Source organism: Neisseria meningitidis (genome assembly GCF_022869645.1).
GTDB lineage: Bacteria > Pseudomonadota > Gammaproteobacteria > Burkholderiales > Neisseriaceae > Neisseria > Neisseria meningitidis.
Genome location: NZ_CP064367.1, coordinates 1376579 through 1389274, shown reverse-complemented (window position 1 = coordinate 1389274; position 12696 = coordinate 1376579). Strand labels below are relative to the sequence as shown.

Genomic DNA, 12696 nt, shown 5'->3' with positions numbered 1-12696 from the left:
ATGGAACGGTATAAAAATGCCGTTGGGAAAGACAAAGCAGCTGAATTGTATTTATTGAATTTATCTTTATCAAGAGAACTTTTTCATGTTGTTTCAATATTTGAGATTGTTTTAAGAAACAAAATTGACATTTGCCTTCAGCAGGCGTTTAAAGACGGAAACTGGTTATATAACAGCATACAGCCACAAACGAATCCTGCATTGAAATATCAAGGTTGCTTTTTAAGAAATGGTACGAAAGAATCTGCTGAATTAATCAAGGTTGCATTATCTAAAATACAAAATAATAGCGGAGGAAAGTTTGACCACAACCAATTGGTCGCAGGACTAGGATTCGGTTTTTGGCGGTATCTGTTTGCGGGAGGGAAAGATGCCCAATTTGATGCTACAGGGAAAGTATTGATGAAAGTTTTTCCAAAAAAGCCCAAATCTACACCAAGTGTGCAACATAACCAAAAATGGATTTTTCGAGAACTTTCCAATATTAATAATTTCCGTAATCGTTTGGCACATCACGAGCCGATTTGTTTTAAAGGTGCAATAAAAGATACCGGCTACGCTAGAAATATCCACCAATCTATTTTTGAACTGCTTAATTACATGGATGTAGATACTGCTTCAGTATTTAGCCATTTTAGCGATCAAGTGATTGCGGTCTGCGATGAAATCGACAAACTGTGATTTTCTATTATTTGTCTTAACAAGCAGCGGAGTATTAAAAACATGACCCTCATCCACCCGACCGCCGTCATCGACCCCAAAGCCGAACTCGACTCAAGCGTCAAAGTCGGCGCGTACACTGTTATCGGCCCCAACGTCCAAATCGGCGCGAACACCGAAATCGGTCCGCACGCCGTCATCAACGGCCACACCAGCATCGGCGAAAACAACCGCATTTTCCAATTTGCCAGCCTCGGCGAAATCCCGCAGGACAAAAAATACCGCGACGAGCCGACCAAGCTGATTATCGGCAACGGCAACACCATCCGCGAATTCACCACCTTTAATTTAGGCACGGTAACCGGCATCGGCGAAACCCGTATCGGCGACGACAACTGGATTATGGCGTACTGCCACCTCGCGCACGACTGCGTGGTCGGCAACCACACCATCTTCGCCAACAACGCCTCGCTTGCCGGACACGTTACCATCGGCGACTACGTCGTTTTGGGCGGCTACACGCTGGTTTTCCAATTCTGCCGCATCGGCGACTACGCCATGACCGCCTTCGCCGCAGGCGTACACAAAGACGTACCGCCCTACTTTATGGCATCGGGCTACCGCGCCGAACCGGCGGGCCTCAACAGCGAAGGTATGCGCCGCAACGGTTTTACCGCAGAGCAGATTTCCGCCGTCAAAGACGTGTACAAAACCCTCTACCATCGCGGCATTCCGTTTGAAGAGGCCAAGGCGGACATCCTCCGCCGCGCCGAAACCCAAGCCGAGCTTGCCGTATTCCGAGACTTTTTCGCACAATCGGCGCGCGGCATCATCCGCTGACCGTACCCTTTTGATGCCGTCTGAAACCCCGAAAGCGTTTCAGACGGCATCGGTTTTTTTAAAGCGGTATATTGTTTGATCGATGCATCATTTTGTAGATTTCAGAAGTATGGCAGTCGGCAGCATTGATGATTTCTGCCGCCCGCCACATCCCCATTCGGACATTTCATTGTGACCTCCGCCGCTGCTTTTAAAGAATTGCAAACAATTTCCGCAGCTTGAACCGACCTGCTTTCGGCGAAAAAACCAAAAGTATTTTTCAAAAGAACATATTGTCTTATTGGATATTCTGTGCTGAAATTACAGGACACTACAAAAGTGGTGTTTTAAAAATAAAACAGACAAAGGAGAAAGCCATGCAAGTGTTTTTAGACAATCCCAAAGCCTTTTTTGAAACCGTCAGCGGCTGGGTTTGGGGACCTTTGATGCTGATGCTGCTGGTCGGCACGGGTATTTTGCTGACTGTTTTATTAAAAGGTTTGCAGTTCACGATGTTGGGTTATGCGCTGAAACAGGCGTTTGTGCCGTCAAAGAAGCATGAAGACGGCGAAGGCCACGAAGGCGATATTTCCCATTTCGCGGCGTTGATGACCGCGCTGTCCGCCACTATCGGTACGGGCAACATCGCCGGCGTGGCGACTGCGGTGGTAACCGGCGGCCCGGGCGCGGTATTTTGGATGTGGATAACCGCCATTTTCGGTATGGCAACCAAATACGGCGAAGGCGTGTTGGCGGTGAAATACCGCGTCACCAATTCCAAAGGCGAAATGTCCGGCGGCCCGATGTATTACATCGAAAAAGGCTTGGGCAAAAACTGGAAATGGATGGCGTTGGCGTTCGCTTTATTCGGCACATTCGCTTCCTTCGGTATCGGCAGCTCGGTGCAGTCCAACTCGGTTGCGCAGGCAGTGCAAACCAGCTTCGGTATCGAACCTGCCTATACCGGCATTACGTTGACCGTTCTGACTGCCATCGTTGTGTTGGGCGGTATCAAAGGCATCGCCAAAGCCGCTTCTTTCATCGTGCCTGCTATGGCGGTGTTTTATGTGGTGGGCGGCATCTCCATTATCGTCATTAACTCCGATGCGCTGATGCCTGCCGTCAACCTGATTTTCTCCGATGCGTTCAGCGCGCAGGCCGTGGCAGGCGGCGCAATCGGTACGGTCATCCGCTACGGCGTGGCGCGCGGCGTGTTCTCCAATGAGGCGGGTATGGGTTCTGCGCCTATTGCCGCCGCAGCCGCGAAAACCGACCATCCTGTCCGTCAGGCCTTGGTTTCTATGACCGGTACGTTTTTGGATACCATCGTCGTTTGCTCGATTACCGGCATCGTGTTGGTAATGGGACTGCTCGGCGCGGGCGGCGAGTTTGTCAAACCTGAAGTGAGCGGCGCGGCACTGACAACCGTCACATTCCAAAAAATGCTGCCCGGCATCGGCGGCTGGATTGTTACCATCGGTCTGATTTTCTTTGCCTACTCAACCATTTTGGGCTGGTGCTATTACGGCGAAAAATGCGCGGTGTATGTTTTCGGCGAGAAATTTGCCGGTTTGTACCGCGTGGGTTATGTTTCTTCCGTTATGCTGGGTACCGTGTTGAGCCTTGATTTGGTGTGGCTGGCTTCGGACACATTCAACGGCTTGATGGCATTGCCCAACCTGATTGCACTTTTATTGATGGCGAAAGTCATCGTCAATGAAACGCGCGACTTCAAACAAAAAATCACAAACGGCGAATTGCCGCATTAATATCCGAGGCCGTCTGAATCCGAATATTCAGACGGCACGGCATATTAAGTCTGTTTTGAAAAAGTCGGAGGGAGAAACATGAAAGTGCTTGTTTTAGGTGCTGGTGTTGCCGGCGTATCTTCCGCGTGGTATCTGGCAGAGGCAGGACATGAAGTAACGGTCATCGACCGCGCCGAGGGCGTGGCGATGGAAACCAGTTTTGCCAACGCAGGCCAGCTTTCTTACGGCTATACCACGCCTTGGGCTGCACCCGGTATTCCGACCAAAGCACTGAAATGGCTGTTTAAAAGCCATCCGCCTTTGCTGTTTCGCCCCGACGGCAGCCTGTATCAAATCGAATGGCTGTGGCAGATGCTGCAACACTGCACGGCAGCGCGCTATCAAATCAATAAAGAGCGCATGGTCAGGATGTCCGAATACAGCCGTGAAATGTTCCGCCGTTTTGAAGCGCAAACCGGCATGAATTTTGAGGGACGCAAAAAAGGGACGTTGCAGATTTTCCGCCAAACCAAAGAAGTCGAAGCGGCAAAACAAGACATTGCCGTTTTGGAACGCTACGGCGTGCCGTACCGCCGTCTGAAGCCCGAAGAATGCGCAGAATTCGAGCCTGCGCTGGCACGCGTTACCGCCAAAATTGCCGGCGGCCTGCACCTGCCCGCAGACGCGACCGGCGACTGCCGCCTCTTCACTGAAAACCTGTACAAATTGTGTCAGGAAAAGGGCGTACGGTTTCATTTCAACCAAACCATCAGCCGCATCGACCACAACGGGCTGCGCATCAAAACCGTTGAAACCGAAACAGGGCGGTTTGAAGCAGATGCCGTTGTCTGCGCGCTCGGCTGCTTCAGCAGGACGGTTTTGGCGCAAGTGGATCTCAATCTGCCGATTTATCCCGTCAAAGGCTATTCCTTGACTCTGCCGGTCACAAATTCCGACGGCGCACCGGTGTCCACCGTTTTAGATGAGAGCTACAAAGTCGCCATCACGCGCTTCAACAACAGAATCCGCGTCGGCGGCATGGCGGAATTGTCCGGCTACGCAATCAAACTGCCCGAAAAACGCCGCGAAACCTTGGCTTTGGTCGTCAACGACTTGTTCCCCGAAGGCGGCGATTTAAACCAAACATTGTTCTGGAGCGGACTCAGACCGATGACGCCTGACAGCACGCCGTTAATCGGGCGCACCCGCTTTGACAACCTGTTTCTGAATACCGGCCACGGTACTTTGGGCTGGACCATGTCGCTGGGTTCGGCAAAATTAACCGCCGATATCGTGAGCGGCAAAGACACCGAAATCCGAAGCGACGATTTGAGCCTGTCGCGCTATCAGGCTTAAGCTGGAAAGCGATAAGGTTTAGCGACATTTCAAATTTAAAGGCCGTCTGAAAATCATTTTTCAGACGGCCTTTTGTTTCAAAATTCGGGTATCCAATCAATAAAATAAATAATAACTATTATCATACGCATTAAAAAGTGTTAGTCTGAACCTGTCCCAGCTTTTAGCGCAGGTTTTCCCATGCCCGATTTTTCGATGTCCAATTTGGCCGTTGCCTTTTCCATTACGTTGGCTGCCGGTTTGTTTACCGTATTAGGCAGCGGCTTGGTGATGTTTTCCAAAACGCCCAATCCGCGCGTGTTGTCGTTTGGTTTGGCATTTGCCGGCGGTGCGATGGTGTATGTTTCCCTGACGGAGATTTTCAGTAAGTCCAGCGAGGCGTTCGCTGAAATTTATGATAAAGACCACGCGTTTGCGGCGGCGACCATGGCATTTTTGGCAGGGATGGGCGGCATTGCGCTGATTGACCGTCTGGTGCCGAACCCGCATGAAACTTTAGACGCGCAAGACCCGTCGTTTCAAGAAAGCAAACGCCGCCATATCGCGCGAGTCGGCATGATGGCGGCGTTTGCGATTACTGCGCACAATTTCCCCGAAGGCTTGGCGACGTTTTTTGCCACATTGGAAAATCCAGCAGTCGGGATGCCTTTGGCCTTGGCGATTGCCATCCATAATATTCCGGAGGGCATTTCCATCGCCGCGCCGGTTTATTTTGCCACCCGCAGCCGTAAGAAAACGGTGTGGGCGTGTCTGCTATCCGGCTTGGCCGAGCCGTTGGGGGCGGCTTTGGGCTATTTGGTTTTGCAGCCGTTTTTGTCGCCTGCCGTGTTTGGTTCGGTATTCGGCGTGATAGCCGGTGTGATGGTGTTTTTGGCGTTGGACGAGCTGCTGCCGGCTGCCAAACGCTATTCAGACGGCCATGAAACCGTTTACGGCCTGACAATGGGCATGGCGGTGATTGCCGTCAGCCTGGTATTGTTCCATTTTTAAAACCTGTATGCCAAAGGCCGTCTGAAATGATTCAGACGGCCTTTTTGCGTTATAATCCGCACATCAAAAATAACCTTAATTTCACAAAGTTCCATCATGTTAGACAAATACTCCCCCGCCGAAATCGAATCCAAACATTATCAAAACTGGGAAGAGCAGGGCTATTTCCAACCTGATATGGATTTGACCAAACCGTCTTTTTCCATCCAACTGCCGCCGCCCAATGTAACCGGCACGCTGCACATGGGTCATGCCTTCAACCAAACCATTATGGACGGCCTGACCCGCTACTACCGTATGAAAGGCTGCAACACCGCCTGGATTCCCGGCACCGACCACGCGGGCATCGCCACGCAAATCGTGGTCGAGCGTCAGCTTGCCGCGCAAAACGTGTCCCGTCATGACTTGGGTCGTGAAAAATTCTTGGAAAAAGTGTGGGAATGGAAAGAAGTTTCCGGCGGCACGATTACGCAGCAGATGCGCCGTGTGGGCTGTTCTGCCGACTGGACGCGCGAGTATTTCACAATGGACGATGTACGCGCCGAAACCGTAACCGAAGTGTTCGTACGCCTGTATGAACAGGGCTTGATTTATCGCGGCAAACGCTTGGTGAACTGGGATCCGGTATTGGGTACCGCAGTGTCTGATTTGGAAGTGGAAAGCGTGGAAGAACAAGGCTCTATGTGGCACATCCGCTATCCGCTGGCGGACAATCCTGCCGAAGCCGTCATCGTCGCCACCACCCGTCCCGAAACGCTGTTGGGCGACGTTGCCGTTGCCGTCAATCCCGAAGACGAACGTTATACCCACTTAATCGGCAAAGAATTAATCCTGCCGCTGACCGGCCGCACCATTCCCGTGATTGCCGACGAATACGTTGAAAAAGACTTCGGCACCGGCTGCGTGAAAATCACGCCTGCGCACGACTTCAACGACTACGAAGTCGGCAAACGCCACGATACGCGCTTGGTTAATGTGTTCGACTTGGAAGCCAAAGTATTGGCAAACGCCGAAGTGTTCAACTTCAAAGGCGAAGCGCAACCAAGCTTTGCCCTGCCTGAAAAATACGCAGGCTTGGACCGCTTTGCCGCGCGCAAACAAATGGTTGCCGATTTGCAGGAACAAGGTTTCTTGGTCGAAATCAAAGCGCACACGCTGATGACGCCGAAAGGCGACCGTACCGGTTCCGTGATTGAGCCGATGCTGACCAGCCAATGGTTTGTCGCCATGTCCGCCACGCCAAACGGCGGCGAGCCTGACAGCGAATTCAAAGGCTTAAGCCTTGCTGACAAAGCCAAAAAAGCCGTCGACAGCGGCGCGGTGCGCTTTATCCCCGAAAACTGGGTCAACACCTACAACCAATGGATGAACAACATCCAAGACTGGTGCATCTCGCGCCAACTGTGGTGGGGGCATCAAATCCCTGCATGGTACGACAACGAAGGCAATGTGTACGTTGCCCGCAATCAGGAAGAAGCCGAAAAACAAGCCGGCAAAACAGGCTTGACCCGAGAAGAAGACGTATTGGACACATGGTTCTCCTCCGCACTCGTGCCGTTCTCCACGCTCGGCTGGCCGTCTGAAACCGACGAACTCAAAGCCTTCCTGCCGTCCAACGTCTTGGTCACCGGCTACGAAATCATCTTCTTCTGGGTGGCGCGCATGATTATGATGACCACCCACTTTACCGGCAAAGTACCGTTTAAAGACGTGTACATCCACGGCATCGTGCGCGACCACGAAGGCAAAAAAATGTCCAAATCCGAAGGCAACGTCATTGACCCTGTGGATTTGATCGACGGCATCGACTTGGAAAAACTGCTGGTGAAACGTACCACCGGTCTGCGCAAACCCGAAACCGCGCCGAAAGTGGAAGAAGCCTCGAGAAAACTCTTCCCCGAAGGCATTCCGAGTATGGGCGCGGACGCTTTGCGCTTCACCATGGCGAGCTACGCCAGCTTGGGGCGCAGCGTGAACTTCGACTTCAAACGCGCCGAAGGCTACCGCAACTTCTGCAACAAAATCTGGAACGCCACCAACTTCGTCTTGATGAACACCGAAAACCAAGACTGCGGCTACGGCGCAACCGCCACTGAGCCGCGCGGCTATTCCTTCCCCGATATGTGGATTGTAGACCGTCTGAATCAGACCATCGAGCAAGTAACGCAAGCCTACGAAACCTACCGCTTTGATTTGGCAGCGGAAACCCTGTACAGCTTCATGTGGAACGACTATTGCGACTGGTATTTAGAACTTGCCAAAGTGCAGCTTCAAACCGGCTGCGCCAGCCGCCAACGCGCCACACGCCATACCTTATTGCGCGTACTCGAAGCCGCCCTGCGCCTGCTGCACCCGATTATCCCGTTCATCACCGAAGAACTGTGGCAAACCGTCGCTCCTATGTGCGACGCGAAAACCGCCGACAGCATCATGCTCGCCCGCTTCCCCGAAGCCGACAGCGGCGAGATTGTTCAGACGGCATTCGAGCAAATGACCGTGTTGCAGGATTTGATTGGCGCAGTCCGCAACCTGCGCGGCGAAATGGGCATCCAGCCCAACGTAAAAGCCCCGCTGTTTGTCGAAAGCACGGACGACTTGGCGGACTACCTCAAATACCTGCCGATGATGACCCGCCTGACCGAAGCACAGCAAGTCGCCACCCTGCCCGAAAGCGAAGACGCGCCCGTCGCCGTCTGCAACGGCGCGCGCCTGATGCTGAAAGTCGAAATCGACAAAGCCACCGAAACCGCCCGTTTGAGCAAAGAAGCCGAGAAGCTGCAAAAAGCCTTGGACAAACTCAACGCCAAACTCTCCAAACCCGGCTACACCGAAAAAGCCCCGGCGCATTTGGTGGAAAAAGACAAAGCCGATTTGGCGGAATTGGAAGACAAAATGGCAAAAGTGCAAACTCAGTTGTCGAAGTTGAAAGACTGATTTGATTGAATCAACAAGGCCGTCTGAAAAATGTTTTTCAGACGGCCTCTTTTATAGTGGATTAACAAAAATCAGGACAAGGCGACGAAGCCGCAGACAGTATAATCGGTGTAGAAATCAACACCTCCTGACAGGACGTTCGACCCTTGAGCCTGTGGTTAATTTGCTGAAAATGCACACCCAAAGCAGTGCCTGCGGCAGTAACGCTGGGGAACGCGAGTGTGGAGTTGCAACCCGTGATGACGGTAAGCGGGCGAATGGAAACCCTAGCATGGGCAACCTTGCCAAAATTCTTGATTTCGACATTTAAATCCATAAAAAACAAACTCCTGCAAAAGCTAGGAGTTTATTATAGCACGAAGTTTCGAGATTACGGCATTACTTTGTACCTGTTACAGACAAGGTTGTCGGGGGACGAACGTCCGTCGAGCTTGGTTCGTATAGAGCCGTAGGAGGTGTTTAGGGCTTTGGCGGCAGCTTGTACGCTGGGGAACGAGAGTGTTTCGCCTGTGGCGGTGTCGAGGATGGAGACTGACCGACCCCTAGAGGCCAAAACGGAGGTTGATAAAACTAAACCACAGGCAGGACAGCCGTGTTTGGAACGGATAAATGCTTGCCCCGCAGAAACAGTCTGCACCCCGTGTGTAGGGCAAACAATGGTTATAGGTCGTGCCACCCCATTGAACGAAAGAATTTTGAAGTTCTTAGAGGGGAAAGTTTCATCAGCAAGGGTTTGAAATGTTTTAATGGTGTACCGCATAACTCACTCCGTATAAGTGCAAAAGATTTTATACGAAAACATAAAAATTTTCAAATTTTTTGAGACCTACCTGATACCCTGCGCAAGCACAATGCAAAGAAAAAGGCTATACGTCTTTACCAAATCTTTACATAAATTATCAGAAAACCACTTGCACAAAACAACAAGGAGGCGCATAATACACCCTGTAGTTAGATAGATAGTAAGGAGATAACCAATGACTTAGCACCTGCCCCCCGCGCCTGCGACTAGTGGGCATTACTCAATCTTCACACTTAAATCACTTGCAGGGCTTAACAACCCATGCAGTAGTACACACATCAACAAATCAGGCTGGTACGCCTTGGCAATAGTACGGCAAGGCGAGGCAACGCCGTACTGGTTTTTGTTAATCCACTATACATGGCATTGCATCGGCACTGATGAAAACATTCACAGTGATGCAAAAGTCGAATATCTTCAGGACGGCAGTTTCCGTGGCGATGCTATACTCAAAATCGATGATGACGGCAATATCTTGGCATACCGTGTTGTCGGCTCAGGGAAATGGCGTTTTGAAAACAATGCCTGCGCCTAGTCGCGGATAAAACTTACCCCGTGAAGCTGCGACTGCATAATCGCCGCCTTCATCGCCGACAACGCCTTCGGACGGACAAAATTGCGGCGGTACGCCAATACGACCCGCCGGCTTGGCGGCGTACCTTCAAACGGAATAATGCTGAACAGCATATGATCGTTTTCGGTCAGCGCGGTTGCCGGTAACACGCTGATTGCCAAACCGCTGGCAACCATATGGCGGATTGTATTAATCGAGCTGCCCTGCAATGTATTGGTCAACCCCTGTATACGTTGTTTCGCCGCCAATTCGGAACAGCTTGAGAGTACCTGATCCCGCATACAGTTGCCTTCCGTCAGCAGCAAAACCTGCTCCTCACCCAGCATCCGTGGCGAAACGGCATCCAGTTCCTCAAATGAATGCCCTTTCGGGACAATCACGAAAAACGGTTCGTCATACAAGGGTTCGGTAACAATGCCCGGCTCTTGAAACGGTTCGGCAACGATAATCGCGTCAACGTCCCCGCGTTTGAGCGACTCGGTCAAAGTATGCGTGTAATTCTCTTCCAACATCAAAGGCATTTTCGGTGCAGTACGGCGCAACGAGACAATCAGTTTCGGCAGCAGGTACGGCGCAACCGTAAAAATCAGCCCGAGTTTGAACGCACCCTCCAGCTCGTTTTGTTCTTCATTTGCCAAATGCCTGATAAGCTCTGCCTCTTCCAACACCTTACGCGCCTGTGCAACGATACGTTCCCCCGCCTCGGTCGTAATAATATCGTTGCTGCTCCGGTCAAACAAAGAGACGGCAAGCTCTTCTTCCAATTTCTTAATGGCAATAGACAAAGTGGGCTGACTGACAAAACAACGCCGCGCCGCCCTGCCGAAATGACGTTCTTGGGCGACTGCGACGATGTACCGCAATTCGGTTAAGGTCATGTCCTATACCTTTTTCTGTTCCGGCAAAGTAATGTTCAACTCAAGCACATCCATACCATCCTGTTTTTCCTGGGAAATACGGATATTGTCTAATGAAACATTCACATATTTGGACAGGACTTCCATCAACTCTTTACGTAAAGTCGGCAGGTAATCCGGAGCCTGACCTTCTTGGGCGCGCTCTTGGGCAATGATGATTTGAAGGCGGTCGCGGGCAACGGTTGCCGTTTTCTGCTTTCTGCCGAATAAAAATTCGATTAATGACATACCTTATCCTCCAAACAGACGTTTGAAGAAGCTTTTTTTCTCAGCTTCCAAGAAACGCATTTCACGGTTCTCGCCCAAAAGACGGGCAATAACGTCCTTATATGCCTCGGAAGCCGCCACGCTGTCCTGATGGATGACCGGTTCTCCGGAATTGGATGCCTGCAAGACGTTTTGGGATTCAGGAATCACACCCAGCAAAGGAATATGCAGAATATCGCAAATATCCTGTACAGACAGCATTTCGCCTTTTGCCACACGTTCGGGAGAATAACGCGTAATCAACAGATGTTCTTTAACCGAACCGCCTTGCTCTACCTTATGGGATTTGCTTTGCAAAATTCCCAAAATCCTGTCGGAGTCACGCACACTGGAAACCTCAGGATTGGTCGTTACAATGGCTTCATCAGCAAAATACAACGCCATCAATGCACCCTGCTCAATACCGGCAGGAGAGTCGCAAATAATATACTCAAAGCCCATTTTCTTGCCGGACAGCTCCTGCATCACTTTTTCTACGCCCTCGCGTGTCAAAGCGTCTTTATCCCGAGTTTGAGAGGCAGGCAAGATAAACAGATTCTCACAATTCTTATCTTTGATTAAAGCCTGGTTGAGCGTCGCCTCACCCTGAATGACATTGATCAGGTCATAAACGACACGACGCTCACAACCCATAATGAGGTCGAGGTTACGCAAGCCCACATCAAAATCAATTACCGCAGTTTTATATCCGCGTAATGCCAAACCTGTCGCAATACTGGCACTGGTAGTCGTTTTACCGACACCGCCCTTACCTGAAGTTACTACAATAATTTTTGCCACAATATTTCCTTTTTAAAATATCAAACAATTACTCTGAGCCAATTGCACTGATAACCAATCGGTTATCCTGCAACAATATCTGTACCGGCTGCTTGTGCAGATGGTTCGGCAAATCCTGTTCAAAATTACGGTAAATACCCGCCACAGAAACCAGTTCTGCCTGCATGGAGTGGATAAATATGCGGGCAGAAGTATCACCCTTGGCACCGGCCAAAGCACGCCCCCTCATCGGCGCATAAATATGTATATTGCCATCCGCAATCAATTCCGCCCCCTGGCTGACCGCCCCCGTAACAATCAAATCGCCATCTTCGGCATAAACCTGCTGACCGGTACGGACAGGGGATGTAATCAATACTGTTTTCCTTGCTTTCTGACCATCCTCCGTGTTCTGCACCTCAACCTGACCCAGTTCTTTAACATTTTCCGAATGAGACAGACAAAACAGCAAATGATACTTCATAGCCGCAGCAGCCCAACGTTCATTAGAATGCTTCAGACCCAAAATTTGCATACCATGCCTTGAAAACAACGAAACCAATGCAGCAAGATCCAAAGACTCGGGATAATCAAACTCTTGAACATCCAGCACAAATGGAACAACACCAGACTCTTGAAACTTCTTGCCCAATTTGACCAGCACATCTTCCAAATCAAACAAGTCTGACGTATGCAAAGATATAGACAATACGTCCATCTTTGTCGACTTTATATCGAAAGCATTCATTATATAAACCATCATAGAATTTTTTAATGATGTAAGTTTACCGCGCAAACCTTAGCTATTCAATTAATATTTTAAACATGATAGCCAATACCCTATTACCTATCAGATATTGCAAAAATAAC

The 12696-nt window shown here is 50.5% G+C and carries 12 protein-coding genes; 7 read left to right on the top strand and 5 right to left on the bottom strand.

Annotated elements, in window-relative coordinates:
• From IUJ45_RS07130 to IUJ45_RS07105, 6 genes are all read left to right on the top strand, one after another.
• Positions 1 to 681: an Abi family protein gene (locus tag IUJ45_RS07130; RefSeq protein ID WP_010981044.1), complete on the top strand. Its 681-nt coding sequence runs from the start codon at positions 1 to 3 to the stop codon at positions 679 to 681.
• Between the two features lie 42 nt (positions 682 to 723).
• Complete coding sequence (lpxA, locus tag IUJ45_RS07125; RefSeq protein WP_002246769.1) at positions 724 to 1500, top strand: acyl-ACP--UDP-N-acetylglucosamine O-acyltransferase; 777 nt, start codon at positions 724 to 726, stop codon at positions 1498 to 1500.
• 356 nt (positions 1501 to 1856) lie between these two features.
• Positions 1857 to 3248 (top strand): alanine/glycine:cation symporter family protein, encoded by a 1392-nt coding sequence (locus IUJ45_RS07120; protein WP_002246764.1) that lies wholly within the window; start codon positions 1857 to 1859, stop codon positions 3246 to 3248.
• A 78-nt stretch (positions 3249 to 3326) separates the two neighbouring features.
• Complete coding sequence (locus IUJ45_RS07115) at positions 3327 to 4583, top strand: D-amino acid dehydrogenase (protein ID WP_002245794.1); 1257 nt, start codon at positions 3327 to 3329, stop codon at positions 4581 to 4583.
• A 180-nt stretch (positions 4584 to 4763) separates the two neighbouring features.
• On the top strand, positions 4764 to 5573 hold the full coding sequence (gene zupT, locus IUJ45_RS07110) for a zinc transporter ZupT (protein WP_002215472.1): 810 nt from the start codon (positions 4764 to 4766) through the stop codon (positions 5571 to 5573).
• Positions 5574 to 5669: 96 nt separating this feature from the next.
• Positions 5670 to 8507 carry a valine--tRNA ligase gene (locus tag IUJ45_RS07105; RefSeq protein WP_002245792.1) on the top strand — a complete coding sequence of 946 codons (2838 nt, stop codon included), beginning with the start codon at positions 5670 to 5672 and terminating at the stop codon, positions 8505 to 8507.
• Positions 8508 to 8877: 370 nt separating this feature from the next.
• On the opposite strand, the gene IUJ45_RS07100 is transcribed toward IUJ45_RS07105, so the two are convergent.
• Positions 8878 to 9267, bottom strand: a complete 390-nt coding sequence (locus IUJ45_RS07100; protein ID WP_002231539.1) for a DUF723 domain-containing protein — start codon at positions 9265 to 9267, stop codon at positions 8878 to 8880.
• Between the two features lie 343 nt (positions 9268 to 9610).
• Here IUJ45_RS07100 and IUJ45_RS07095 point away from each other — a divergent pair, with 343 nt between their 5' ends.
• Complete coding sequence (locus IUJ45_RS07095; RefSeq protein WP_042507196.1) at positions 9611 to 9844, top strand: hypothetical protein; 234 nt, start codon at positions 9611 to 9613, stop codon at positions 9842 to 9844.
• Here IUJ45_RS07095 and oxyR read toward each other — a convergent pair.
• From oxyR to minC, 4 genes are read right to left on the bottom strand one after another with little or no spacing between them, the layout of a single operon-like run.
• Positions 9841 to 10761 (bottom strand): LysR family transcriptional regulator OxyR, encoded by a 921-nt coding sequence (oxyR, locus tag IUJ45_RS07090; RefSeq protein WP_002215466.1) that lies wholly within the window; start codon positions 10759 to 10761, stop codon positions 9841 to 9843. The genes IUJ45_RS07095 and oxyR overlap by 4 nt on opposite strands.
• 3 nt (positions 10762 to 10764) lie before the next feature.
• Positions 10765 to 11028, bottom strand: a complete 264-nt coding sequence (gene minE, locus IUJ45_RS07085; protein WP_002215465.1) for a cell division topological specificity factor MinE — start codon at positions 11026 to 11028, stop codon at positions 10765 to 10767.
• A gap of 3 nt (positions 11029 to 11031) precedes the next feature.
• The gene (gene minD, locus IUJ45_RS07080) at positions 11032 to 11847 is read right to left on the bottom strand and encodes a septum site-determining protein MinD (RefSeq protein ID WP_082308668.1); all 816 of its coding nucleotides are present in this window, start codon (positions 11845 to 11847) and stop codon (positions 11032 to 11034) included.
• Between the two features lie 28 nt (positions 11848 to 11875).
• Positions 11876 to 12589, bottom strand: coding sequence for a septum site-determining protein MinC (minC, locus tag IUJ45_RS07075; protein ID WP_002220172.1), 714 nt, complete (start codon positions 12587 to 12589; stop codon positions 11876 to 11878).
• Between the last annotated feature and the right edge of the window lie 107 nt (positions 12590 to 12696).